The organism is Bradyrhizobium sp. MOS001 (assembly GCF_004634465.1).
GTDB classification, from domain to species: Bacteria; Pseudomonadota; Alphaproteobacteria; order Rhizobiales; family Xanthobacteraceae; genus Bradyrhizobium; species Bradyrhizobium barranii.
In genome coordinates this window covers 174,416-200,169 of sequence record NZ_SPVJ01000004.1, presented here as the reverse complement: position 1 = coordinate 200,169, position 25,754 = coordinate 174,416, and the positions used below count along the sequence as shown (strand labels likewise).

Here is a 25,754-nt window from a genome sequence, read left to right as displayed (position 1 = left end):
ACATCGACATGCACACGCAATCAGGACGTTCCGTCACTCACCGCATCAGACTCGCCGCCGCCGTTGCAGCGGTGAGCGCGACTATCACTTCACCTGCTTTCGCCGGCGGTCCGCTGCCTGCACCCGTCGTCTCCTGGTCTGGATTCTACGCCGGTGTCCATGGCGGCTGGGGATGGGGGAAGTCGGAGTTTCGCGATCCCCTCAACAGCCCCGCCAACAATCCGTTCTTTGCCTACTACAACGGACCGCTCGCGGGCGGGCAGCTCGGCTACAATTGGCAGCTGGGCAACTATGTCCTTGGTGCCGAGGTCGACGGCTCCTGGTCCTTCGTGAAGGGCAACACCAGCACCTCGCCCCTTCTCACGTCGAGCACCACCAACGGGGTCGGCTACACCGCCCTCGCGACCGCGACGGGCCGTGTCGGCTATGCATCGGGCCAATGGCTCGCCTATGCCAAGGGCGGTGCCGCCTATGCCCGCATGGAGCTTTCGTCGCGGTTCACCCCGGAGATCACCAACTACAACCGCGAGCTGTTCGGTGCCGTCGGCGGCGTCGGCCTGGAAGTGGCCTTCCTGCGCAACGTCTCCGCCAAGGTCGAATACAACGCGATCTTTCTCCCCACCGAAACGCTGCATTGGGTGAGCCAGGACACGACCTCCGAGATCAAGCATTTCGTCCAGGTGGTGAAGGCCGGCATCAACGTCCGTTTCAACGGCGACGGCGGCCTCCCGCGTTAATTCCCCGGCACATCGAAACAACATTCAACAGAAATCCTCGGAGACAACATCATGTCCACCATGTCCAAGATCGCCGCAGTCGTCACCGCCGGCCTCGGCGCCATGATCGCCGCACCAAGCCACGCCGCCGCTCCAGTCGAGTACGTCAAGGTCTGCTCCTTGTACGGCGCCGGCTTCTTCTACATTCCGGGCACCGACACCTGCACCAACGCCAACCAGATCGCGACGAACCAGTTCGATCTCGCGCGTGCGCAGACCCGCGCTTCGACCGGCACCGCGATGGCCGCGTCGCTCGTCGCGCCGTGGCTTCCGACCGGCACCAATTACGCGGTCTCGACCCACTGGGCGACCTATGACGGCCAGCACGCAGCGGGCTTCTCAGGGCTCGTGCGGGTCTCCGGCAATTTCGTGTTCTCGGGCGGCTTCTCGCTCGGCCTCGACAAGGGAAGCCTCACGTCCCTCACCAACCGCACGCAGACGGAATTCGGCACGGCGATCCCGGCGCAATCGTGGAGTGACGTCCGTGGCCTCGGCCGCGCGGGCTTCATGTACGCCTGGTGATGCACGCGACGCTCGCTCCTAAGATTCATTCTGACATTTGAAAGATCATCCCATGACAATCTCTCTCTCGCGATCGGCGCGCCGCTTCCTCTCCTGCGTTGCTGCCGTCACGCCGCTTCTCGCGGCCATGCCGCTCACCGCCACATCCGCGAACGCGGCCGACATGACCGTGAAGGCTCCGGTCGTCGCTCCGGTGCCGCTCTGGAACGGCTTCTACATTGGTGCTCATGGCGGTTATGGCATGGGCAGCAGCCGGCTCGTCGACCCGAGCTTCGCATTCGCGCAAGATCGCTTCACGATGGACACAAAGGGCGCGCTCGCAGGTGCGCAGGTTGGCGGCAACTGGCAGTTCGACAACATCGTGGTCGGTGCCGAGCTCGATCTCTCCTGGGCGTCGATCAAGGGCAATCGGCCGTTCGATCCCGCGAACCCCATCTTGTCCGGGCTTTCAGTGTCGTACCAGGCACTGGCGACGGGCACCGGTCGCATCGGCTACGCGTTTGATAACGTACTGGCTTACGCCAAAGGCGGGGTTGCCTGGGCAAATGTCGCCTACCAGGCCTATGTCGGCACGGTTGCTCCGCTCGACGTGAACCACCAGCGGACCGGCTTGACCGGCGGCGTCGGCCTTGAATACGCGCTGACGAGCAATCTCTCGGCGCGACTGGAGTACGACTACCTGTATTTCGGTCCGGCCGCGATCGCGCTGAGCACACGGATCAGCACCCAGAACGTCGACCATGACCTTCATCTCGTGAAGCTCGGCGTGAACTACCGCTTCAACGGCGATGCCATCGTTGCTCGTTACTGAGCCGCGCCAACGTCACTGATTGGAGACAAACATGTGGAAGCAAATCAACGCGGCACGAGACGTCTTCCGACGTCACCTGCGCGCTATCCTTGCGACTGCCGCTCTGGTTCTGGCGATCCCGACGCCCGGCCATGCTGCGGTCGAGTACGAAAAGATCTGCTCAGTCTACGGTGCCAACTTCTTCTACATACCGGGTACTGACACCTGCGTGAACGCGGGGCAGACGGTGCAGAGCCAGTTCGATCTCGCACGCCAGATTACCCGTGCAGCGACGGGAACGGCCATGGCGACTTCGCTCGTCAATCCGTTCCTGCCCGACGGGACCAACTATGCGATCTCGACGCACTGGGCCGTCTTCGACGGGCAGCATGCCGCCGGTGTGGTCGGAATGATCAGGATCCAGGGAAACCTGTCACTGACCATGGGCATCGCGTTCGGTCTCGATCGCGGCAGCTTGACGTCCACGTCCAACCGGACCGCGACGGAGTTTGGCGTGGCGCTTCCGGCGCAGTCGTGGAGCGACGTGCGCGCCCTTGGACGCGTGGGGCTCCAGTATTCCTGGTAGCCGGCGCCGAACACGAAGGCGCCGCCCGGACGATCTTCACGACGTCCGGGCGGCGCAAATGCTGTGAGTGCAGGGAAGGGCGGCTAGCCGATTTCGAGATAATCCGGGCCGGGCAATGTCGGGAAGGGCGGGGTCGGCAGCGTCTGGTACCAGAACGCGACCGAGGCGATGTCGTCCTGCAATGGAAGATACTTCGCCTCCTTGACGCCCGGCAGCCAGCCCAGCGCCTGGATCGTCACGCGCAGATCGGAGCGGAAGCGCACGGGATCGGGGATGTGCCAGCGGTACAGGCCGAAGCGTTGCTGCGACTTGTAGACGCCATCGGGACGGATCACCTGCGGTAGGCCGGCATAGGGCGTGGTGAATTCCTGGTAGCGGGATTGTTGCGCCGGACCCTGGCCGGCATGCGCGACATAGGGATCGAAATTATAGGCGCCGCAGAAATAATCCTCGGTGCCGGTGCCGCAGATGGTCGGGAATGCACCGTCGCCGTCGATGAAGAACTTGATCTCGCCTTCGCCCCACCAGCCATTGTTGTTGACGCCCCAGGCCATATAGGTGCCGACATAATGGCCCGCACCGCTTACGCCATCGAGGATGGTGTAGACCTCCTTGTACGGCAGCGGATTGGTACGCCGGAACTGCGCATGGAAATAGGCGCAGTCCTCGGGCACCTCAGTGAGCGTGTAGTTGATCTGGTAGTAGACGGTGAGCTGCTCCTCGCTGCGGTTCTCCAGCGTGAAGCGCGCGCGCGTGCGGAACGGCATTTCCCAGTAGCAGTTGAACGCGCGGCCGGGATTGACGCAGACCGCGAGCGAGGACACCTGCGCGAACTCCTCCCATCCGCAGGCGAAGAAATCGCCGGCCGGGCATTCCACGCTTGGCAGCATTTGGTCGTCCCAGTAGACGCGCAGGATCGAGTGACGAAGGCGCCCGCGCGCCAGCGTCATCCAGATCTGCTGGATCGCGCCCTGGCCCTGAATGTCGGCGAGCGTAAAGGTAGCGCCGGGCTCGATGACGACATAGGGCGAGATCTTCCAGCCCTGGCCGAGATCGCGGGCCTGGCGTGCGGCGGGTCCGTCGACGGACATGCCGCCCTTGCCCTTCTCGCCGGTGAAATTCTCGGGGCTGATCGAGCGCGTCTGCGCATTCGACAGGCGCGACAGATTGCCGAGATACAGGCCCAATCCGGAAAACGCCATGCTGTCCTCTATCCCTGGAGTTAGCGACACCTCGATATATCGCCGTCGAATCTACCAAAAGATGAAGACCGCGCACGCAGGGTGCGCGTACTTCAGACGACGCGGTACTCCCTGAACTTCTCGCGCAGCGCGGATTTGAGCACCTTGCCGGTGCCGGTCATCGGAAATTCGTCCAGGAATTCGACGGCGTCGGGCATCCACCAACTCGCAATCTTCGGGCGCATGTGGTCGAGCAAGGTCTTGCCGTCCACGGTCGCGCCCTTCTTGCGGACGACGAGGAGCAGCGGACGCTCCTGCCATTTCTCATGGTTGATCGCGACTACCGCGGCTTGCAGCACGTCGGGGTGGGACAAGGCGACGTCCTCGAGCTGGATCGAGGAGATCCATTCGCCGCCGGACTTGATCACGTCCTTGGAGCGATCGGTCAGCGTGACGTGGCCTTGGCTGTCGATCACCGCCATGTCGCCGGTGATCAGCCAACCATCACGGTCGAGGCCTTCGTCGAGCTTCATGTAGCCCGAGGCGACCCACGGCCCGCGTGCTCGCAGATGTCCGACGGTCTTGCCGTCGCGCGGCAGCTCGTTGCCGCCGTCGTCGACGATGCGCAAGGATGTGCCGAAGCAGGCGCGGCCCGACACCTGGCGCCGGTCAAATTTCTCCTTGTCGCCGAGATGCTCGGAGCCGGGCCGCAAGCCCGGCATCGAGCAGCCCAGGGCTTCGGTCATACCCCAGGCCTGGACGTAGTCGATGTCATAGTCGCGCTTGAGCTTCTCGACCATCGCGCGCGGCGGCGCCGAGCCGGACGACAGCGTCGCGCGCAGGGTCGAGAATTTATTGCCGGTGCGCCCCAGCCAGTCGAGCAGGATCAGCCAGAAGCTCGGCACGCCGGCGGAGAGCGTCACCTTCTCGCCTTCGAGCAGCTCATAGAGCTTGTCGGGCTCATAGTTGCGGCCGGGCAGCACCAGCTTTGATCCCGTGTAAGGCGCGGTGAACGGCATGTTCCAGCCGTTGCCGTGGAAGAGCGGCGCCATCGGCATCATGACTTCGCGTACGCCTTCGAGATGTCCCGGCAGGAAGTCGAAATTGCAGCAGGTCATGGTCTGCAGGATGGCGGCGCGGTGCGAGTAGATCACGCCCTTGGGGTTGCCCGTCGTGCCCGACGTGTAGCAGATGGTGGAGGCGGATTTTTCGTCGAACTCCGGCCAGGCGAAGCCGGCGTCGTTCTCGCTGGCGAGGAGATCTTCGTAGCAATGCACGTTCGCAAGCTTGGTCTCCGGCATCCGCTCGCGCGAGGACATCACGACATAGGCCTCGATCGTCGTCAGCTGCGGCGCGATCGCCTCGACCAGCGGCAGCGTGGCGCGGTCGATGAACAGCAGCCGGTCCCCGGCGTGATTGATGATGTAGACGAGCTGCTCGGGGAACAGCCGCGGATTGATGGTGTGCAGCACATAGCCCATGCCGGGCGCGGCATAGAACATCTCGAAATGCCGGTGCGTATTCCAGGCCACGGTGCCGACGCGGTCGCCTTGCCTCATGCCGAGCCGCTTCAGAGCCAGCGCCATGCGCTTGATGCGTGGATGGGCGTCGGCGTAGGTGTAGCGATGGATGTCGCCCTCGATCTCGCGCGCGACGATCTCGGCTTCGCCGTGATAGTCCGCGGCATACTGGATCAGGCCGCTGATCAGGAGCGGCATATCCATCATCAATCCCTGCATGGTCCCCTCCGCAGCCACGTCGTTGCGTGGCATATGTTGTGATTTGCGCGTGAGGTTAGCGGAACGTCATGCGGCGTTCACGCAAAAAGCGAGCGACGCGATTGCATGCGTCACTTTTTCGGGGCTAACTGATCCGAGGCAGCGTTCGCCGTGGAGGACATGGATGTCAGCGGAAAGACACAAGACCGGTGCAGCCGGCGAATCTACGGTCGATATTTCCGCACTCCGCGCGCGCTATCGCGACGAGCGCGACCGGCGTTTGCGCGCCGAGGGCAAGGCGCAATATGTCGAGGTCGCAGGCGATTTCGGCCGCTACCTCGACGATCCCTGGGCCGATCCCGGATTTGCGCGCGCAGCCGTCAGCGAACAGACCGAAGTTCTCATCGTCGGCGGCGGCTTCGGCGGCCTGCTCTGCGGCGCGCGCCTGCGCGAGGCCGGCATCGAGGATTTTCGTATCGTGGAAAAGGCCGCCGATTTCGGCGGCACCTGGTACTGGAATCGTTATCCCGGTGCGGCCTGCGATACCGAGAGCTACATCTATCTGCCGCTGCTGGAAGAGACCGGCTACATGCCGGTGCGCAAATATGCGCGGGCGCCTGAGATCTACGAACACTCCCGCCGCATCGGCCGTCACTTCGGCCTCTACGAGCGCGCGCTGTTTCAGACAATCATCTCGCGGATGGAATGGCAGGAGCAGGAGGGACGGTGGCTGGTCGAGACCGATCGCGGCGATCGCATCCGCGCACGCTTCGTCATCCTGGCCGGTGGCCCGCTGAGCCGTCCGAAGCTGCCGGGCATTCCCGGCATCGAGACCTTCAGGGGACACAGCTTCCACACCAGCCGCTGGGACTATGGCTACACCGGCGGCACGGCTGAAGGCGGTCTCACCGGTCTCGCCGACAAGCGCGTCGGCATCATCGGCACCGGCGCGACCGCCGTGCAATGCGTGCCGCATCTCGGCCGATCGGCGAAAGAGCTCTATGTCTTCCAGCGCACGCCATCGGCGATCGGCGTGCGCGACGACCGTCCGACGGACGCAAGCTGGGCGCAGAACCTCAAGCCCGGCTGGCAGCGCGAGCGCATGGACAATTTCACTGCGGTGATCTCCGGCGAGCCGTTCGAACGGGACCTGGTGCAGGACGGCTGGACCGGCCTGCTTGGCGAGATCCTGCTTGCGCCGCGCCGCCAGCCGCAGCCGGTGACCTCGCTCGAAGAGGCGCTGAAGGTCATCGAGCAGGCCGACTACCGCAAGATGGAAGAGATCCGCGCGCGCGTCGATACCGTTGTGACGGACGAAGCCGCCGCGGCGGCGCTCAAGCCCTGGTACAAGGCGTTCTGCAAGCGGCCATGCTTCCACGACGAATATCTCGACACCTTCAATCGTCCCAACGTGCATCTGGTCGACACCAAAGGGCAGGGCGTTGAGCGCATCACCGAGAACGCCGTCGTGGTTGACGGCAGGGCCTATGAGCTCGACTGCCTGATCTATGCCAGCGGCTTCGAGGTCGGCACTGACTATGCCCGCCGCATGGGCTTCGAGGTTTACGGCCGCGACGGCGTGAGCCTGTCCGAGCGATGGCGCGATGGCGTCAAGACGCTGCATGGCTTTTACAGCCGTGGCTTCCCGAATTGCTTCCTGATCGTCACGGTGCAGGCCGGCCAAAGCGCCAATTTTCCGCATATCATCGACGAGCAGTCGCAGCACATCGCCTATGTGATCGCGGAGGCGCGCAAGCGCAAAGCGCGGACGCTGGAGCCGACGCTCGCCGCCGAGAACGCCTGGGTCGAGGAGGTCGTCAAGGCCGCGCTCGGCCGCCAGACCTATCTGGCCGAGTGCACGCCGGGCTACTACAACAACGAGGGCGTGTTCGATCCGATCGCGGCAAGAAACAGCCAGTACTGGCGCGGGCCGGTGGCATTCCTGCGGCTGCTCGACAAATGGCGCAAGGAAGGCAATCTGGATGGCCTGGAATTGACTGAGGGGACCGAGGCGGGCGGCTCTCTGGTTCCGGCTTCAACGGCATGATCCCGGCCCCATCAGGCGCGACGCGGCTCTACGTCATCGTCGGCGATCCCATCGCGCAGGTGCGCTCGCCGGCAGGCGTAACGGCCGCCTTCGCCGCGCGCGGCCATGACGGCATTCTCGTGCCGGTCCAGGTTTCGTCTGCTGACCTCGCTGACTTCCTCTCGGTGGCGACGCGGCTGAAGAACCTCGACGGCATCGTCGTGACCATCCCGCACAAATTTGCCTGCTATCAGGCCTGCGCCAGTGCGACCGAGCGCGCACATTTCCTGCGCACCGCGAACCTGATGCGCCGGCGCGCCGACCGCTCATGGCATGGCGACATGGTGGACGGCCTCGGCTTCGTCGGTGCGGCGCGGGCGAAGGGGTTCGATCCCCGGGGCATGCGGGCGCTGCTCGTCGGCGCCGGCGGCGCAGGATCGGCGATCGCACTGGCGCTGGTCGAGGCCGGCGTGTGCGATCTCGCGATTCACGACAGCGCGCCCGAGCGCCGCGACGCACTGATCGGCCGGCTCAACGGGCGCGGCAGAACGCCCGTGCGGGTCGGCACCGGGGATCCCGCGGGCTTCGATTTCGTCGCCAATGCGACACCCGCCGGGATGAAGGAGGGCGATCCGCTGCCGGTCGATGTCGCGCGGCTTGCGCCGACGGCCTATTGCGGCTGCGTCATCACAAAGCCTGAAGTCTCGCCCTTCGTCGCGGCCGCCCGCAGGGTCGGCTGCGTGACCGGGACCGGTACGGACATGTACGATCAGCACCAGGACATCATGGTGGATTTCCTGCTCGGCCGCGACGGCGAAGGGTAGGCGGCTGCCCCGGTGTCAAGGCACAGGTTGCGCCGGATGGGGCTTGAGCGATCAGGGCCGACGTAGGATCATGGGCCCGCGCGAGCCGGTCGCGCACGTTTATGTGAGAGGACCAGGGAATGACCAAGGGCAGGACCGTTGCGACGGCCATGATCGGCGCTGCAGCGCTGCTTCTCTCGCTGGCGCCCATGTCCCTGATATCCATGGCCGAGGCCGCGCAATGCGGCAGCTCGCCGGCGGGCTTTGAGGCCTGGAAGCGCGAGTTCAGCGCGGAGGCGCAGGGCAAGGGCGTCGGCCAGACCGCGCTCTCGGCGCTGATGCAGACCAATTACGCCGGTGCCACGATTGCGGCCGACCGCGGCCAGCGCAGCTTCTCGCTGACGCTCGACCAGTTCCTCGCCAAGCGCGGCGCCACCACCATCGTCGCCAAGGGGCGGCAGCTCAAGCAATCGCAGGCCGCCTTGTTCGCCTCGATCCAGCAGCGCTACGGCGTCCCGCCCGGGCCGCTGATCGCGATCTGGGGCATGGAGACCGGTTTCGGCAGCCAGCGTGGCAACCAGAACATGCTGTCGTCGATCGCGACCCTTGCCTATGACTGCCGCCGTCCCGAATTCTTCACCGACCAGCTCTATGCCGCCCTCAAGCTGATCGACCGCGGCACGCTGTCGGGGGCGACCCGCGGCTCCTTGCACGGCGAGGTCGGCCAGACCCAGTTCATGCCCAAGAACATCCTGGCCTATGGCACCGGCAATCTCGAGGTTGCCGCCAATGCGCTGAACTCGACGGCGAATTTCCTGAAAGCTCATGGCTGGCGCGCAGGAGCCGGTTACCAGCCGGGCGAACCGAATTTTGCCGCTATCGAGGCTTGGAATGCTGCCGGCGTCTATCAGAAGGCAATCGCCCTGATGGGACGGCAGATCGACGAGGGAGGCGGGGCGGCCGCGTTGCGTTGAGGCCGCATGAAGGCTCGGCCGCGCACGAGAAAGTTCTTGCGTTGAGGAACTGACGGCACGAGGTTTGCTTTGATCGGGGGCAGGGCTGGCATGAGGAGACTCAATATGGCTACCCAGATCGTGATGGACCAGACGGGCGACACGCGCCACGAGTTTGATCCTGACAATGCCGAAGCGCTGGCGCGAGCCGAACGGCGCTTTCGTGAGCTGACCGGAGCGGGCTTCACCGCCGCCTATCGTACCGGACCCGGTGAAGTTACCCGCATCAAGTCATTCGATCCGACCGCGCACGAAACGCTGTTCTATCCCCGCCTGGTCGGCGGTTGATCTGAGCTGCTCATGATCGCGGCAATTTGGCTCCGTGCGCCGGCGCGTGCGCGTCTGCATGCGCTGCGCGAGCTCTATCGGCGCTTCTTCGGCGAGAACACGCCGGATGCCCGCGGCCGCCGGCTTTTGGCCGAATGGCTGTCGCCGGCGCAGCGCGCACAATTCGAGCAGCATCGGTATTTCGATGTCATCGGCTGCGATACCGGCAAAAGGTACCGCATCCACTACGGCACGGCCGCCAATGTCCATGAGATCGACGATGAGGGGCGTGCGGCGATGGGATGGTGCTTCGTCCCGTCAGGCTTTCTCGTGCCCGGCGACGTGATGCTGGCGCAGAAGGTCGCGCTCGAGACCGACGAGAACGCGGCAATCGCGCTCGCCAACCGGTTTCCGCCGGCCACGCACTCGGAGCACTTTTACCGGCGCCCGTTCTAGCGGCCGGAGGGCGTACAGGTCAGGAGTGCGTGGTGCGGTAGGCATCCAAAGCATGTGCCGCGAAGACAGCTACGCTGCAAAGCGCGAGCACGGCTGAGATCAGCTCGATCATAGCTCATCCTCCCGTAGCGGCTGGGAGACGAGATTTTGGCAGCAGGCATAATCCAGGATGAGGTCGAGGAAGAATTGCATGGTGGCCGTCCCTGTCTGATTTTGACAACCAGATAACCGGCAATCTGTTTCAGGCGTGTTTCGTCGTTTTGGGAAACGGGTTTCGCGGGGAACCCGGGGCTGGTTTGTGCACCGCAGACCCGCTACATCCCGCTCTGCTCAGTCCTTCAGCCGCGCCTTTCCGGCTGGCGGCAAGTCATATTGCGAGGCAAAATCATGGCGCAGGTCGAGTGGTTCGACGATCTCACCATCGGAATGCGGTTCAAATCCCCCGAGGTGCAAGTCACCGAAGCCGACATCAAGCGCTTTGCAGCCGAGTTCGATCCGCAGCCGATGCATCTCGACCACGAGGCCGCCAAGCAGACCTTGTTCAACGGCCTGGCTGCATCAGGATGGCACACCGCCGCGATCGCCATGAACCTCGCGATCCAGGCCCGCCCGTTCGGCCCGCATCCGCTGATCGGCGCGGGCGTCGACGGTCTGCGCTGGACCATGCCGGTACGGCCCAATGACCGCCTGCATCTGGTTGGCGAGGTCATGAGCCTGACGCCGTCGAAGTCGAAGCCGCAGGGCATCGCGCTGGTGAAATGGACCATGTTCAACCAGAACGGCGAGGAGGTTTACACCTTCACCCCGATCGCCATCATCCCCAGGCGGGTGTAGGACCGGCGACGTTCAGCATTGGCCCGGATCAGCCTCCTCGAGCCCTTGCGGGCCGCAGGCCGAGGTGGTCATCTCCGCGTGGGGAACGCTGGAGGCTGACATGAGACGATTCCTTCTTGCCGCTTTGCTGAGCGCGGGCGCCCTGGGCGCAGCCGTCTCGAGCCCAGGGCCAGCGTTTGCGCAGCAATCCAGGGTCGGTGACTGGACCATCGAGAAGCGCGCGCAGGACACGCATTGCAATGCGAGCCGCGGCTACAAGGACAAGGAAGACGAGAACCGCAACTACGTCATCGTGATCACCTATTCCGAGAAAGCCATCGTGATCGTGATGATCTATGACGGCTGGGAGTGGGACAAGGTCGGCGAGATCCTCCGGGCCGACGTCGGTACCGATGACGCCGACATCATGAAGAAGGCGAAGTGGGAGGTCATGGACAAGACCACCGTGCGCGGCATCTTCGAATACGACCAGACGATCATGGATCGGCTGTCGAAGGCCAGGCGTCTCTCGCTCGATTTCGAGGACGATGACGAGGACAGCATCGAGATGCAGATCCCGCGCGCCGGCGAGGCGCTGGCCGCGCTGAAGTTCTGCGAGGAGAACCGGAAATAAAGTGCTGCGCCGCGCACAGCGCGCGCGATCGAGCAAGCAAGCAGCGCGAGGGCGCGTGACCCACAGCACACAGCCCGCGCGCTGTTCGCTTTTATCCTAGTCTTTGGCGAAAACGTCCAAGCCGCACCCTGCGGTTGACGTTACGCAAGGACGATGTTCGATATTTTAGCATCTCGCTTCACTGCTTTTTCCACGCCGAAGGCGACGATCGACCGCTCCGTCGGCTCTGCCAATTTCCAATGCGCAAGCTCCCTTCGTCACCGGGGCCGCACGCCGATCGCATCGTCCTTCCGATGACGATCCTCCAGGCAAACCGGTTCTCGTCTCTCGTCGGCGAGATCTACGATGCGGCGGTCGATCCTGCGCTGCGCAGCGGCGCGCTGGAACAGGTTTCCCATTTCGTCGGCGGGTGTGCCGCGACCATCCTGTCCCGCGATGCGGCAAGGCTCTCGATCGAGATTCACCAGCATTTTGGCACCGAATCCCGCTTCCGCCAGCTCTACCGCGACAGATATGTCGAGCAGGATCCTCTGCTCGATCGTCATCTCGCTTTTGCGGCCGGGCACGCCATCGGCGTGACCGATATCATGCCGCACGCGGACTTCGTGGCCACGAGCTTCTATCGCGAGTGGGTCGAGCCGCAGGGCGCGATCGACCTCGCGACCGTCGCGCTCGAGAGATCGGACGCGCGTACCACGGTCTTGCAGGTGTTACGCCATCGATCCCGCGGAACCGTCGACGAGGCGATGCGCGAACGCATGCGGCTGCTCGCACCCCACATCCAGCGTTCCAGGATCATGGGCCGGCAGATCAGGGCGCGCTCGCATACCGTGGACGACCTTGCCGATGTGCTCGACGGCCTGAGCACGGCGATCTGCCTGCTCGATGCGGATGGCCGGGTCGTCCACGCCAACGCGGCGTGCCGGCAGCTGTTCGTCGATGCAAACCTGCTCGCGATGGTCGGCGACCGGATCGTGGCGCGTAACACCCAGACCGACAAGTTATTCCGCGGCCTGTTCGAAGTTGTTGCGGATAGCGAAGCTCAGCCGGCCGGTCGCCGCCGCATCGAGCTCGCGACGTCGGCGGACGGTCAGCACTATCTCGTTCATGTCCTTCCGTTGAAGCGGGAGTGCAGCCTGCCGCGAGACGTCGCGGCCACGGTGCTCCTCGTACAGAAGGCCGCGATGGTGCCATCGCTCGTGCCCGACGCCATTGCTGCGGCCTTCAGGCTGACGCGGTCCGAATTGCGCGTGCTGATGGCCATTGTCGAGGTCGGCGGCGTTCCCGATATCGCGGCAAAGCTCGGCATTGCCGAGACCACGGTGAAGACGCATCTCGGTCGCCTGTTCGAGAAGACCGGTGCCGGCAGGCAGGCAGATCTCGTGAAGATCGCCGCCGGCTTCACCGCGCCGTTTGTACAGCGAACGAGCCGCGACGACGACACCATGTGATTCATTTGACGGCGCGAGCCGCGCGGCGATGCAATCTCAATCCATTGTGATGAGCAGGATCATCAGGTCCTCCGAACGTACGACGCGCGTCATTTGATACTTTCGTATATGGCGCCTCTTGAATGAGAAGGGCAGCGTGCGCCACGGAACAATGCGCGCCGGCACCGGACGCGGGAGACGACAGCGCGTGAGCGAGCTTGCCTGTCGGTTGGAGAAATTGCAGTGAGCGGCAAGGACGAATTTTCCATTCTCAATGTTTCGACGGACCACATTCCCGAAGACGAGCGTGTGCCGCTGCTGCGCGAATTCTATTGCCGCGGCGTGCTCAAGGCGGAGGTCGAGCCGACGGACGAAAAGCCGTTCGCCGCGAGCCTCACATCCCATGGCTTGCCGGACGTCCAGCTGGTGATCGGCGGGCTGGTCGGAGCTCGGGTCATCCGTACCAAACAACTGGTCGTCGACGGCAACGACAGCCTTGGCCTGATGATCAACCGATCCGGCATCGTCGAAGTATCTGCGCGAGGACGAGATCTGAGGCTTCATCCCGGTGACGCGGTTCTGACGAGCGCGGAGGACGCGACGATCTACGAACGCCTCTCGCTTGGAAATTGTCTGTCGCTGCGCGTACCGCGGCGGGTGCTGGCGCCCATGATCGTGGACATCGACGACACCGTGATGCGAATCATTCCGGAGCGCGCCACCGGACTTCGCCTGCTGGTCGACTACGCGACCTCTCTGGTGCGCGAGCGCGCGTTCGCGGTGCCCGCATTGCGCCAGCTCGCTGTTGCACATCTCCATGATCTGATGGCGCGTGTTCTCGGCGCGACGGATGAGGTTCACGAGCTGGCCGGGCGCCGAGGCGTCAGGGCCGCGCGGCTGCGGAAGGTGAAGTCCTTCATCGTCAACAATTGCTGGCATCAGGACCTCTCGGTCGCGACCGTGGCGCAGGAATTCGGCGTGACCACACGTTATCTCCAGCGGCTGTTCGAAGCCGACGGCAAGACGTTCTCGTCCTTCCTGACCGGGCAGCGCCTCAAACGCGCGCATCGCATGCTGCGCGAGCCTGACTTCGCCGGGCGGCCGGTGAGCTCAATCGCCTACGACGTGGGCTTCGGCGATCTCTCTTATTTCAATCGTTGTTTCCGCCGGGCCTATGGCGCGACGCCCAGCGGCGTCAGGAGCGGCGAAGCGCTGTGACCGCGCGGTGCGCGGCTCGTGCGACCAGGCGGGTGCCTATCGCAGTGCGCCGCATTCGGCTGACTACGTCTTCTGGCGCGCGGAGTAGAACGATGACGCTGTGTTTCGGACGGCGCCGGCAATTGGAGTTGTGAATGCGCCGCTTCTTCTTTGATCTCTTGGTCGACAATGTCGTGAAGATCGATCCGGGCGGCATGGTCTTCGAGCAGGCCAGGGCCACGTTTGTTGTGGCCGACGAGATGGCGAGACATCTGTTCGTCTGGCGTGACGATCTGCGCGATCGCGACGCCTGGATCCGCGTCAGGGATGCCGGCGGACGAGAGGTCTATCGCGCCGCAGTCTGGTCAGAAAATGTCGAGAAGGTCGGCTGGGACCAGGCATGACGGTCCCGGCTTCACCTTCCAGGGCGGCAACGCCGACAACAGGTCGCGGCGCCAAGTGCTCAACAATGCTGCGGTGGCCGGCTTCGGCTTCGACTACCGCGCCAGCCGCAACGTGTCCGTGTTCGGCGCGGTCGAGGGCATGATGATGTCCGACCGGAGCCGCACCGGCACAGCGAAGGGTGGCGTTCGCGTCGCGTTCTGAGCCGGCATCAGCCCTGGCGGCTCGAATGCGATGCCCGCCGGCCGGGCCCCATCCGCCCGGCCGGCGCCTCCTCCGATCGGAGGACGTCGCATGCTGTGGTTATGGTATTCTTGGTGATATTGATCACTCAGGCCATTTATAGCCATGCATCGACCACCGAAGCTGCCCGAACTGGTCGAGTCCATCTATGACGCGGGGCTCGATCCTTCGCTGTGGAACCACGTCGTCGCCGGCGTTCGCGATTTCGTCGGCGGGCAGGCCTGCGGGCTGTTTTCCAAGGATTCGATCAGCAAATTCGGCGTCACCCATTATTATTGCGGCGCCGACCCGCACTATATCCGGCTCTATTCAGAGACCCATTCGAAGTTCGATCCGCTGACGGTGCTGCCGCCGCATGGCGAGATCGTCAGCATCCCCGATCTCGTCAATTTCGATGAATACCGGAAAGGGCGCTTTTACCAGGAGTGGATGCAGCCACAGGGTTGCAGCGACGCGGCCAATGTCGTGCTTGAGACATCGCATGCGAGCTGCCCGGTGATGATGACGGTGCTGTCGGGCCGGCGCATGGTGGACCCGGCGATGAAGCGTCGGCTCTCGCTGATCGTACCGCACGCCAGCCGCGCGCTGCTGATCAATCGCGCCATCACCTCGCAACTGACGCTGGCGACGGCGCTGGCGGATGTTCTGGACAATCTGGCGTCCGGCATCTTCCTGCTCGATGCCTTTTGCCGGGTGGTGCATGCGAATTCGGCCGGCCACGCCTTGTTTGCCGCCGCCGACGTGGTTCGGTCCGTTGCCGGGCAGCTCGTAACCAGCAGCGCGGAGGCCAATCAGACGCTGCGCGAGGCGCTTGCGACCCGCAGCGAAATTGCCCTCCTTGCCACACGGGGCCATGCGATCCCGCTGCTTTCGCCGAGCGGCGAGCGTTATGTCGCGCATATTCTGCCGCTGTCGTCCGTGCTGCGAAATGGCAGCGAGCAGGTGGTCGATGCCGCCGGTGCGCTGCTCCTGCGCAAGGTGTCGCTTGGCGGGCAGTCCTATGGCGAGCTGATCGCACGGACCTTCGACCTCACGCCGGCCGAGCTGCGCGTGTTCCTGTCGATCGTCGAGGTCGGTGGCGTCCCGGAAACGGCGGCAGCGCTCGGTATCGCAGAAACCACGGCGAAGACGCATTTGCATCGGGTGTTCGCCAAGACCGGCGTTTCGCGTCAGGCCGATCTCGTCAAGCTCGCGGCCGGATTCTCCAATCCGCTCGTCAACTGATCGGTCAATCGCTGTCGGGGTTGAACCTTTTGCTCCCACGATAGACTCACTAGTGCCGCCGGGCATGACGAACATTTCGCTATCTCCAAGTCACCATTGGCTGTTCTGATGTCCCGACCTCCCAAACAGTCCGAGTTGATCGAGAATATATATGACGCGGGTCTCCACCCTGAGTTGTGGAGCAATGTTGTCGTCAAGCTCAATGCGTTCATCGGCAGCCAGGCTTGCGGGCTGATTTCGAAGGATCCGGTCAGCAAGTCCGGCGCGACGCATTATTACTGCGGTGTCGATCCGCACTACATCCAGCTCTATGCCGAGACCTACGCCCAGTACGATCCGCTGGCACGGCTGCCTCGCTATGGCGAGGTTCGTAACATCCCCGATCTCGTGAATTTCGACGAATATCGCCGCGGGCGGTTCTATCAGGAATGGCTGCGGCCCCAGGGCTGCGTCGATGTCGCCAGCGTGGTTCTGGAACAGTCGAAGTCGCCGTGTCCGATGCTGATCACCGTGATCCCCGGCAAGGGGATGCTCGATGCGGAGCAGCGGGCGCGAATGCAATTCCTGGTTCCGCATGCGAGCCGGGCGCTGCTGATCAACCGGGCGATCGAGCGGAAGCAGCAGCGGGCGATTGCGCTCGCCGATGTCGTGGATCGGCTGAATGCCGGCGTCATCCTGCTCGATACCGCCTGCAACATCGTCCACAGCAATCCTGCCGCGGACACGTTGCTCGCCGCCGATGATGTCCTGCGGTCTGTCGCGGGCCGGCTGGTGGCACGATCTTCCGCGGCAAATTCGGCGCTGCGCGATATCTTTCGTGACGCAGGCGAGGTTGCCGTCGCCGCGGCGGCCGGGCGAAAGATTCCGCTGATGTCGCATGACGGCTCCTACTACGTCGCGCACGTCATCGCGCTGCCGTCGTTGTTGCGTGAAGGCGCGGCGGAGCGCACGTCGGCGGTCGGCGCCTTGTTGATCTGGAAGGCGGAACTCGACGGCCGCTCATGTGCCGGCCTCATCGACCGCGCGTTCGAGTTGACCCCTGCGGAGCTGAGGGTCATGCAATCGATCGTCGAGGTCGGCGGCGTGCCGGAGACGGCCGTGGCGCTCGGCATCGCGGAGACGACGGTGAAGACGCATCTGCATCGGGTGTTCGCGAAGACCGGCGTCTCGCGTCAGGCGGACCTCGTCAAGCTCGCGGCTGGATTCTCCAATCCGGTTCTGCACTGACGCGCTTTCCGAAGGCGCAGGCGAGTCGCTCCGGCTCGCGATAGGTTCAAACAGCAGCATCATTAGAAAGTTATCGCGGGTCGTTCGATCGAATGACGCGATTCTCCGCGCTCTCTTCTACGAGAACTCACACGTTTTCTTGCTCGACGCGTTCGATCTTCGTGTGAAGCAACTCACAGTAAGCGGAAGTGAACCTCATCAATCTCTCGCGCAAGTTGAGAGGAAATTGTCATGCGAAAGGCGTCACCAGCTCCGGCCGGCAAGTTCCGCGACATCGTCGCGCGCATCGGCGCGGCATTCCGCGCGCAGCGCGAGATCGACGCGAAGCGCGCATTGCGGCGCTACAGCTATTTGCTGGAGCAGTCGCATGAAACGTCGCGTTTGAATGAAATTATTCCCGTCTGCAATGAAGAGGATACTTTTGAAAATGCCAACAGAGTTGATCCGCGCGCGCGCGCGGCCGGCCGTACCACGTTCGAACGCGCGTAACGTCAACATTGTCGCCGCCGCGCTGACGGCGGCGCTCGTCACGCTTCAACTGGTCGGGCTGGCGATGCTGGAGCGTTCGCACGCGCAGCCGGTCTCTCGGCCTCTCCTGAATTCGCACGATGCGGAGCTCTGCACCGGGACTGCCGACGTCCCGGCGACGCAGACACCCTACGACTGAGCCGGAGAACGCATCGTGCCTGATATCACGACCAGCCTTCTCGTGAGCGTCGCCGTGTTCGCCGGCGCCTTCGTCTCGGGGCTCTCGGGCTTCGCGTTCTCGGCCGTGGCGGGCGCGATTCTGCTCCGCGTGTTTCAGCCGCTGGAGGCCGTGCCGCTGATGATGGCGTGCAGCATCGGCGTGCAGGCCACCAATCTGTGGGCGCTTCGGCGCAGCATCCGGTGGGAGGGCAGTCTGCTGCTGATCGTCGGCGGATTGATCGGCGTTCCCATCGCGGTGTCGCTGTTGCAATCCACGGACACGCATCTGCTCCGCCGCGGCTTCGGCATCATCGTGGCGCTCTATGCGGCCTACATGCTGCTGCGGCCGACGCTTGTGACGGCCGGTGAGGCGGTCGGCCGGCCCTGGGTTGCACTAATCGGGTTCGGGGGAGGGCTGGTCGGCGGCCTGACCGCGATGCCTGGCGCGATCCCCACGATCTGGTGCGACATGCGCGGCATGCCCAAGAGCGAGCAGCGCGGCCTGGTGCAGCCGTTCATCGCCGCGATGCAGGTCTTCGCGATCGCGCTGCTGGTCGGACACCAGGATCTATCGTCGAAGGTGTTCGTCGACCTCGCGATCAGCCTGCCGGCGCTGTTCGCCGGTTCGGCGCTGGGTGTGATCGCCTTTCACCGGGTCAACGAGACGGTCTTTCGCAAGACCGTGCTCGTTCTGTTGTTGCTCTCGGGGATCTCCCTGATCTAGTGGCCTGCGCCTTCGTGCTTGAGATCCTGGACCGGCGCCGCGCTGGTATCGCTGCTGTGATGCACCAGCGGCTTGTTGCCGGTGACGGTCCGGAGCAGCACATAGAACACGGGCGTCAGGAACAGGCCGAACACGGTGACGCCGATCATGCCGGAGAACACCGCGACGCCCATCGCACGCCGCATCTCCGAGCCGGCGCCGGTGGAGAGCACCAGGGGCAACACGCCCATGATGAACGCCATCGACGTCATCAGGATCGGACGCAGCCGCAAGCGGCTCGCCTCGATCGCGGCCCGGATCGGCGTGCGTCCCGCGAATTCGAGCTCACGCGCGAACTCGACGATCAGGATGGCGTTCTTGGCGGAGAGGCCGACCAGCACGATCAATCCGATCTGGGTGAAGACGTTGTTGTCGCCCTTCGAGATCCAGACCCCGAACATCGCCGCCAACAGGCCCATCGGCACGATCATGATGATCGAGAGCGGCAAGGTCAGGCTCTCGTAGAGCGCCGCCAGCACCAGGAACACCAGCAGGATCGCCAGCGGAAACACCCAGAGACCGGAATTGCCGGCGATGAACTCCTGATAGGTCAGGTCGGTCCATTCGAAGGCAAAGCCGGGCGGCAACGTCTCCGCCGCGATCCGCGTCGCGACCTCCTGTGCCTGGCCCGATGAAAAGCCGGGCGCAGCGGCCGCGTTGATGTCGGACGACAAAAAGCCGTTGTAGCGGATCGCGCGCTCCGGTCCGGCGCTCTGGCGGATCGTCAGCAGCGCCGACAGCGGCACCATGTCGCCGGAGGACGAGCGCACCTTCAACTGCCTGATGTCGTCGGCGCGGGCGCGGAACGGCGCGTCGGCCTGGACATAGACGGAGTAGGTGCGACCAAACTTGTTGAAGTCGTTGACGTAGTAGGAACCGAGGTAGATCTGCAGCGTGTTGAACACCTCCGTCACGGGCACGCCCAACTGAAGCGCCTTGGTGCGGTCGATGTCGGCGAACAGTTGGGGCACGTTGACCTGGAAGCTCGAGAACACGCCGGCAATCTCCGGCGCCTTCTGCATCGCCGCCATGAACGCCTTGGTCGCCTCGTTCAGCGCTTCATAGCCGAGACCGGCACGGTCCTCGATCTGGAGCTTGAAGCCGCCGATGGTGCCGAGGCCGTTGACCGGCGGCGGCGGGAACATGGCGATGAAGGCTTCCTGGATGCCGGAATATTTCTTGTTCAGATCGGCCGCGATCGCGTTCCCGCTCAGGGCCGGACCCTTGCGTTCGTCGAACGGTTTCAGCGTCGAGAACACGATGCCGGCATTGGACGAGTTGGTGAAGCCGGCGATCGACAGACCCGGAAACGCGACCGAGCTCTCGACACCGGGCTGGGTCAGCGCGATGTCGCTCATCTTGCGGATCACCTCTTCGGTCCGATCGAGCGCCGCACCATCGGGCAGTCGTGAGAAGCCGACGAGATATTGCTTGTCCTGACCCGGCACGAAGCCACTCGGCACCTGCTGGAACAGGAGGGCGGTCACGCCGACCAGCACCACATAGAGGCCCATCACCGCGGCCTTGCCCGAGATCACCTTGGTGACGGTGCCGCTGTAGTTCTCCGACGAACGCGTGAAGGCCTTGTTGAAGCCGCGGAAGAACCAGCCGAGGCTCTTTTCCATGATGATCGTCAGCCGGTCCTTCGGCTCGTTGTGACCCCTAAGCAGCAGCGCCGACAGGGCCGGCGAGAGCGTCAGCGAGTTGACGGCGGAGATCACGGTCGAGATCGCGATGGTCAGCGCGAACTGCTTATAGAACTGCCCGGTCAGGCCGGAGATGAAGGCGAGCGGCACGAACACCGCGATCAGCACCATCGCGATCGCGATGATCGGTCCCGACACCTCGCGCATGGCCTGGTAGGTGGCGTCGCGCGGCGACAGTCCGCCCTCGATGTTGCGCTCGACATTCTCGACCACGACGATGGCGTCGTCGACGACGATGCCGATCGCGAGTACGAGGCCGAACAGGCTGAGCGCGTTGATGGAGAAGCCGAACAGATGCATCACCGCGAAGGTGCCGACGATCGACACCGGCACCGCAAGCAGCGGGATGATCGAGGCGCGCCAGGTCTGGAGGAACAGGATCACCACCAGCACCACCAGCGCGATCGCCTCCAGCAGCGTGTGGATGACGGCCTCGATCGAGGAGCGCACGAACTGGGTCGGATCGTAGACGATCTGGTAGGACACGCCCTCCGGCATGTTCTTCTTGATCTCGGCCATGGTGGCGCGGACGTGGTCGGAAATCTCGAGCGCGTTGGAGCCCGGCGCCTGGAAGATCGGGATCGCCACCGCCTGCTTGTTGTCGAGCAGCGAACGCAGGCCGTATTCGGACGCTCCAAGCTCGATGCGGGCGACGTCGCGCAGCCGCACCACTTCGCCGCGGGTGCCGGTCTTGACCACGATGTCGCCGAACTGCTCTTCGTTGGCGAGCCGGCCTTCGGCATTGACGGACATTTGCAGGTCGATACCCCTGACGTTGGGGGAGGAGCCGACCACGCCGGCGGCGGCTTCGACGTTCTGCGCCTGGATCGACTTGACGATGTCGCTTGCGGTCAGACCATGCTCGGCCGCCTTTTGCGGATCGACCCAGACCCGCATCGAATAATCGCCGGCGCCGTAGAGCTGGACGTCGCCGACACCGTCGATGCGCGCCAGCCGGTCCTTGACGTTGAGAACGGCATAGTTGCGCAAATACGTCATGTCGTAGCGGTTGTTCGGCGACAGCAGATGCACGACCATGGTGAGGTCGGGGGACGATTTCTTGGTGATGATGCCGAGCTGGCGCACCACGGCCGGCAGGCGCGGCTCGGCCTGCTGCACGCGGTTCTGCACCAGCTGTGTCGCCTTGTCGGGGTCGGTGCCGAGCCGGAACGTCACCGTCAGCGTCATGGCGCCGTCAGTGGTCGCCTGGCTCGACATGTAGAGCATGCCTTCGACGCCGTTGATCTGCTCCTCGATCGGGGTCGCCACCGTCTCGGCGATCACCTTGGGGTTGGCGCCGGGATAAGTCGCGCGCACCAGCACCGAGGGCGGCACCACGTCCGGATATTCGGAGATCGGCATCGCGAACAGCGAGATCAGGCCTGCGAGGAAGATCAGGACGGATAGCACGCCGGCGAAGATCGGACGGTCGATAAAGAACTTTGAGAGATTCATGGCCTTGCCCCTGCAAGAGAGACAGCTCTCCCGTTACCGGGACGCGGGAAACGCCCGCGAGCCCGGAATCGAGATGCGATGTCTTGGTAGCTCTATGACGTCGTTATTCCGGGCACGCGGTCCGGAATGATGTAACTAGCGTTGCACCACGTCCTGGTTGCTGTGGTTGGAGGCCTGCTGCGGCCCGCGCGCACCCATCGCCGCGACCTCCGTCTTGAGGAGCGCACCGGGACGCACGCGTTGCAGGCCATTGACGATGATGCGATCACCGGGCTTCAGTCCCGCCGTCACGATGCGAAGGCCGTCGACCGAGCCGCCGAGCGTGATCGGCCGGTAGACCGCGCGGCTGTCGTCGCCGACCCCCATCACGAACTTCTTGTCCTGGTCGGTGCCGATCGCGCGCTCGTCGATCATCACCAGCGTCTGCTGCTTCGGCTGGCCCATGCGTACGCGGGCGAACTGGCCGGGGATGAGACGGCCGTCCTCGTTCCGAAACACCGCGCGGACCCGGATGGTGCCGCTCTGGCCGTTGACCTGGTTGTCGATCAGCTGGATATGACCTCTCGCCGAGAGGCCGCCGGATGTCGTCATTTCCACCGGGATCTGGTCGAGATTGCCGCGCTTGCCGGAGGCATCCGCGATCGAGTTCAGCGCGCGCAGCACGACCTCTTCATCCGCATCGAACGAGGCGTAGATCGGATTGACCGACACCAGCGAGGTCAGGACGGGGGAGGCGGTGCCGGCGGCGACGAGATTGCCGACCGTGATCTCGAACTTGCCGACGCGGCCGTCCACGGGCGCGCGCACCTCGGTGTAGTCGAGATTGAGCTTTGCGGTCTGGAGCGTCGCTTCGGCCGCCTTCACATTGGCGATGGCTTCGCGATTGGCATTGTCGCGCTGGTCGTAGTCACGCCGAGTGACCACGGCATTGCCGACCAGCTGCGCGCCGCGCTCGAGCTCGCTCTGGGTGAACACGACGCGCGCCTTGGCAGCCTCGAGCTGGGCGTTGGCCTTGTCGACCTCTGCTGCGTAAGGCGCCGGATCGATCTTGAACAGCACGTCGCCGGCCTTCACCAGCGCGCCTTCGGTGAAGTTGGTCGCAAGGATCGCACCCGCGACGCGGGGACGAAGCTCGACACGGTTGATGGCCTCGAGCCGGCCGGAGAAATCGTCCCACAGCACGGTCTGCTTCGGTTCGATCAGCGCGACCGTGACAGGGACGGCCTGCTCAGCTGCCGCAGCCGTTGCGGTCGCCTGCGCGGCACGTAAGTAATGGCCGGTCGCGATCGAGCCGGCCACGGCGAGGGCGCCCACGATGGCAACGCCGCCGAGGAGGCGGCGGAAACGGCCGGTGCGGGGGGAGTTTTGCGAGGGATGCATTTGCGCGCTCCAGATATGTAGTGTTCACTACAGATGTGGAGCTGGATGTCGCAGTGCAAGATACTTATGTACCATTCACTAAGAAAATTGTAGCGGCATACCGCAAGAATTGGAAGACGGCAGAGAAAATAAAGCTAGAACAAATAGATAGGATTCGGCGTTAAGCTTCAGGCAGAACGTGAATTCCGAGGAGACAGGCACATGGGCATGGGACGCCCCCGCGAATTCGACGCCGAAACGGCGTTGGACCAGGCGATGGAAGTGTTTTGGCGCCATGGCTATGAGGGCGCCACCATTGCCCAGCTCACCGAGGCCATGGGCATCAATCCGCCGAGCCTTTACGCCTGCTTCGGCAACAAGGAAGGCCTGCTCAAGGCCGCGCTCGACCGTTACACCAAATTGCGTGGCGTCTGGATGAACGAGGTGGTCGCCGCACCGACCGCCCGCGACGTCGCCGAGCGGATGCTGACGGGCATCGCCGACAAGCAGACCGATCCCGCCAACCCGCCCGGCTGCCTGCTCGTGCAGGGCGGCATCGCCTGCGGCAGCGGCTCCGAGAACGTCCCGTTCGAGCTCGCCGCCCGCCGCGCCGAGAACGAAGACCAGCTCCGCGAGCGCTTTGTTCGCGCCAAGGCCGAAGGCGATCTCAAGCCGAGCTCTGATCCCGCCGCGCTCGCGCGCTACGTCTCGGCCGTCTCGGTCGGCATGGGCGTGATGGCGTCCTCAGGCTCCGACCGCGAGGCGCTGCGTCAGGTCGCGAGCGTTGCCGTGCAGGCGGTCGAGGCGCAGTCGGCCGACAGAACGTGACGGCCGCCCGCCGTTGTCAATTTGACGATTGCAGCGCCGGCGGCGCGACGAAGCCACCGAACTCGCGTTCAATCAACCCGGCCAGCGCAATCGTCGTGCGGTCCTCGAGATAAGGCCCGATGATCTGAACCCCGACTGGAAGGCCCGACGGCGTTCGTTCGACCGGGACGGCGGTCGCCGGCAGTCCGCAGGTCGAGGCCGGGTCCGCCCAGATGAAGCACGCATCGGCGTAAGGGTGCAGCTTTCCGTCGATGTCCAGTTGCCGCGCGTCGAACGGTTCGGACTGGTCGTGCGGAAAGGCCGGCACGGCGGCGGCCGGGTAGATCACGGCGTCGAACTCGCGGAAGAACTGCTGCCACCGCTGCTGCAACTGCAAGCGCGCCGCGTCGGTCGCCAGCCATTCGCGATGGATCATGCCCCAGCCGCGGGCGCGCTCGGCCTGCAGGCTGCGGTCGTCGGGCGAGAGTGCCGCGGCAACTCCTTGCGCCTCTGCGAGAGCGGCCGGTGTCAGGCGCGGACTTCGCGCTGCGTTCAACAGCTTCATGTAGAGCCGCGCGGAGTCGGCGAGATCAGGCAGCGAGGTGCTCGCGCGCGCGACCCGCGCGCCAGATTTGTCGAGCCGGTCGGCCAGCCGCCCAATGGCTGAACGCACGGCATCGCCCGTCGGCATCAGCGGATGGGTATCGATCACGAGGATCCTGAAATCCTTGAGATCGTTGTGCCGCGGGGCCGGTAGCGCAAGGCGATAGCCGATCCCGTCGCGCGTCTCGTCGGGGCCGGCAATCACGTCGAGCGACAGCGCAAGGTCGGAGGCGGTGCGCGCCATCGGCCCGACGACAGCCAGATCGCCCTGGCCGGGGACGGGTAGTGCCGGCGGCAGGCTGTAGCCGCGCAGCGGCACCAGGCCGAGGCTCGGCTTGTGTCCGAACACACCGCAGAAATGCGCGGGCACCCGGATCGAGCCGCCGATGTCCGAGCCGATCGAGAGCGGACCGAAACCAGCCGCCAGCGCCGCGCCCGATCCGCCCGAGGAGCCGCCGGGTGACCGGCCGAGGTCCCACGGGTTGTTCGTCGTCCCGTGGATGTCGTTGTAACTTTGGAAGTCCCGCAAGCCGATCGGGATATTGGTCTTGCCGATGATGATGGCGCCTGCCGCCTTCAACCGCGAGACGATAAGGGCGTCTTCCGCCGGTTGGAAGTCCTTGAAATGCGGGAAGCCCCATGTCGTCGGCAGGCCGGCGACGTTGAACGGTTCCTTGAGGGTCACGGGGATGCCGAGCAAGGGCTGTCGCTCGCCGCGGGCAAGCGCGGCATCGGCGGCGCGCGCGGCCTCTCTCGCGCGATCGAAATCGCGGACGATGATCGCGTTGATCCGCCCGTCCAACGCCTCGATGCGCGCGATTGTATGCGCGAGCAACTCCGACGCGGACACTTTGCGAGCGTGCAGCGCGCTCAGAAGTGTGCTGATCGAGCTGTAGTCCAGGTCAGTGGCATCTGCTGTCATCACGAGCTCCATTGTATCCCGGCTGAGACCTTGTAGCCCGGATGGAGCGCAGCGCAATCCGGGAGATATCCCGACGCGGATGCATGACCCGGATTACGCTATCGCTTCATCCGGGCTACGACGCTATCGCATCTGGTCGTCATG

The 25,754-nt window shown here is 64.4% G+C and carries 26 protein-coding genes; 21 read left to right on the top strand and 5 right to left on the bottom strand.

The features are described 5' to 3' along the window. Positions 1-8 precede the first annotated feature (8 nt). Genes CT676_RS08650 through CT676_RS08635 form a run of 4 tightly spaced genes read left to right on the top strand, consistent with a single transcriptional unit; the run spans position 9 to position 2,674 of the window. Entirely contained in the window at positions 9-737 is a 729-nt protein-coding gene (locus CT676_RS08650) for an outer membrane beta-barrel protein (protein ID WP_167767995.1), read from the top strand. A 51-nt stretch (positions 738-788) separates the two neighbouring features. Then, positions 789-1,298 carry a porin gene (locus CT676_RS08645; protein ID WP_063983916.1) on the top strand — a complete coding sequence of 170 codons (510 nt, stop codon included), beginning with the start codon at positions 789-791 and terminating at the stop codon, positions 1,296-1,298. Between the two features lie 52 nt (positions 1,299-1,350). After that, the gene (locus CT676_RS08640) at positions 1,351-2,109 is read left to right on the top strand and encodes an outer membrane beta-barrel protein (RefSeq protein ID WP_135214398.1); all 759 of its coding nucleotides are present in this window, start codon (positions 1,351-1,353) and stop codon (positions 2,107-2,109) included. 31 nt (positions 2,110-2,140) lie between these two features. Further along, entirely contained in the window at positions 2,141-2,674 is a 534-nt protein-coding gene (locus CT676_RS08635) for a porin (RefSeq protein ID WP_063983914.1), read from the top strand. 83 nt (positions 2,675-2,757) lie between these two features. On the opposite strand, the gene CT676_RS08630 is transcribed toward CT676_RS08635, so the two are convergent. Together CT676_RS08630 and CT676_RS08625 are read right to left on the bottom strand one after the other, a co-directional pair. Further along, positions 2,758-3,876: a glycoside hydrolase family 172 protein gene (locus tag CT676_RS08630; protein WP_135214397.1), complete on the bottom strand. Its 1,119-nt coding sequence runs from the start codon at positions 3,874-3,876 to the stop codon at positions 2,758-2,760. A 92-nt stretch (positions 3,877-3,968) separates the two neighbouring features. Further along, positions 3,969-5,594 (bottom strand): long-chain fatty acid--CoA ligase, encoded by a 1,626-nt coding sequence (locus tag CT676_RS08625; RefSeq protein ID WP_135214396.1) that lies wholly within the window; start codon positions 5,592-5,594, stop codon positions 3,969-3,971. A 163-nt stretch (positions 5,595-5,757) separates the two neighbouring features. Between CT676_RS08625 and CT676_RS08620 the strand changes: the two genes are divergently transcribed. The 16 genes from CT676_RS08620 to CT676_RS08550 all read left to right on the top strand — a co-directional run bounded on the left by CT676_RS08620 (position 5,758) and on the right by CT676_RS08550 (position 18,719). After that, positions 5,758-7,620, top strand: a complete 1,863-nt coding sequence (locus tag CT676_RS08620) for an NAD(P)/FAD-dependent oxidoreductase (protein ID WP_135214395.1) — start codon at positions 5,758-5,760, stop codon at positions 7,618-7,620. Beyond that, positions 7,617-8,423, top strand: coding sequence for a shikimate dehydrogenase (locus CT676_RS08615; RefSeq protein ID WP_135214394.1), 807 nt, complete (start codon positions 7,617-7,619; stop codon positions 8,421-8,423). The genes CT676_RS08620 and CT676_RS08615 overlap by 4 nt, the downstream gene beginning before the upstream one ends. A gap of 119 nt (positions 8,424-8,542) precedes the next feature. Further along, positions 8,543-9,376 carry a lytic murein transglycosylase gene (locus CT676_RS08610; protein ID WP_135214393.1) on the top strand — a complete coding sequence of 278 codons (834 nt, stop codon included), beginning with the start codon at positions 8,543-8,545 and terminating at the stop codon, positions 9,374-9,376. A gap of 105 nt (positions 9,377-9,481) precedes the next feature. Next, positions 9,482-9,703 (top strand): hypothetical protein, encoded by a 222-nt coding sequence (locus tag CT676_RS08605; protein WP_028146622.1) that lies wholly within the window; start codon positions 9,482-9,484, stop codon positions 9,701-9,703. A 12-nt stretch (positions 9,704-9,715) separates the two neighbouring features. Then, entirely contained in the window at positions 9,716-10,138 is a 423-nt protein-coding gene (locus CT676_RS08600) for a hypothetical protein (protein WP_063983909.1), read from the top strand. 387 nt (positions 10,139-10,525) lie between these two features. Further along, positions 10,526-10,972, top strand: coding sequence for a MaoC family dehydratase (locus CT676_RS08595; protein ID WP_135214392.1), 447 nt, complete (start codon positions 10,526-10,528; stop codon positions 10,970-10,972). A gap of 100 nt (positions 10,973-11,072) precedes the next feature. Continuing rightward, positions 11,073-11,585, top strand: coding sequence for a hypothetical protein (locus tag CT676_RS08590; RefSeq protein WP_135214391.1), 513 nt, complete (start codon positions 11,073-11,075; stop codon positions 11,583-11,585). Between the two features lie 293 nt (positions 11,586-11,878). Then, positions 11,879-13,036, top strand: a complete 1,158-nt coding sequence (locus CT676_RS08585) for a LuxR C-terminal-related transcriptional regulator (protein ID WP_135214431.1) — start codon at positions 11,879-11,881, stop codon at positions 13,034-13,036. A 222-nt stretch (positions 13,037-13,258) separates the two neighbouring features. Then, positions 13,259-14,233, top strand: a complete 975-nt coding sequence (locus tag CT676_RS08580; protein WP_135214390.1) for an AraC family transcriptional regulator — start codon at positions 13,259-13,261, stop codon at positions 14,231-14,233. A gap of 134 nt (positions 14,234-14,367) precedes the next feature. Beyond that, positions 14,368-14,616, top strand: coding sequence for a hypothetical protein (locus tag CT676_RS08575; protein ID WP_085404769.1), 249 nt, complete (start codon positions 14,368-14,370; stop codon positions 14,614-14,616). Then, a complete protein-coding gene (locus tag CT676_RS43915) occupies positions 14,585-14,818 on the top strand; it encodes a hypothetical protein (protein WP_167767994.1) in 234 nt (77 codons plus the stop codon). Before CT676_RS08575 ends, CT676_RS43915 begins: the two co-directional genes overlap by 32 nt. 144 nt (positions 14,819-14,962) lie before the next feature. Next, a complete protein-coding gene (locus CT676_RS08570) occupies positions 14,963-16,081 on the top strand; it encodes a helix-turn-helix transcriptional regulator (protein ID WP_135214389.1) in 1,119 nt (372 codons plus the stop codon). A 108-nt stretch (positions 16,082-16,189) separates the two neighbouring features. Beyond that, entirely contained in the window at positions 16,190-17,308 is a 1,119-nt protein-coding gene (locus CT676_RS08565) for a helix-turn-helix transcriptional regulator (protein ID WP_135214388.1), read from the top strand. 231 nt (positions 17,309-17,539) lie between these two features. Next, entirely contained in the window at positions 17,540-17,797 is a 258-nt protein-coding gene (locus CT676_RS08560) for a hypothetical protein (RefSeq protein ID WP_135214387.1), read from the top strand. Further along, positions 17,736-17,975 carry a hypothetical protein gene (locus CT676_RS08555; RefSeq protein WP_135214386.1) on the top strand — a complete coding sequence of 80 codons (240 nt, stop codon included), beginning with the start codon at positions 17,736-17,738 and terminating at the stop codon, positions 17,973-17,975. The genes CT676_RS08560 and CT676_RS08555 overlap by 62 nt, the downstream gene beginning before the upstream one ends. Before the next feature lie 15 nt (positions 17,976-17,990). Next, on the top strand, positions 17,991-18,719 hold the full coding sequence (locus CT676_RS08550) for a sulfite exporter TauE/SafE family protein (RefSeq protein WP_063983902.1): 729 nt from the start codon (positions 17,991-17,993) through the stop codon (positions 18,717-18,719). Here the strand turns inward: CT676_RS08550 and CT676_RS08545 are convergent. Continuing rightward, entirely contained in the window at positions 18,716-21,919 is a 3,204-nt protein-coding gene (locus tag CT676_RS08545; protein ID WP_135214385.1) for a multidrug efflux RND transporter permease subunit, read from the bottom strand. The two genes, CT676_RS08550 and CT676_RS08545, sit on opposite strands and share 4 nt — an antisense overlap. Before the next feature lie 135 nt (positions 21,920-22,054). Next, positions 22,055-23,299, bottom strand: coding sequence for an efflux RND transporter periplasmic adaptor subunit (locus CT676_RS08540; protein WP_071915009.1), 1,245 nt, complete (start codon positions 23,297-23,299; stop codon positions 22,055-22,057). A 201-nt stretch (positions 23,300-23,500) separates the two neighbouring features. Between CT676_RS08540 and CT676_RS08535 the strand changes: the two genes are divergently transcribed. Beyond that, positions 23,501-24,106, top strand: a complete 606-nt coding sequence (locus CT676_RS08535; RefSeq protein WP_135214384.1) for a TetR/AcrR family transcriptional regulator — start codon at positions 23,501-23,503, stop codon at positions 24,104-24,106. Between the two features lie 16 nt (positions 24,107-24,122). Here CT676_RS08535 and CT676_RS08530 read toward each other — a convergent pair whose 3' ends face one another. Next, positions 24,123-25,622 (bottom strand): amidase, encoded by a 1,500-nt coding sequence (locus tag CT676_RS08530; RefSeq protein ID WP_135214383.1) that lies wholly within the window; start codon positions 25,620-25,622, stop codon positions 24,123-24,125. Positions 25,623-25,754: the final 132 nt, after the last annotated feature.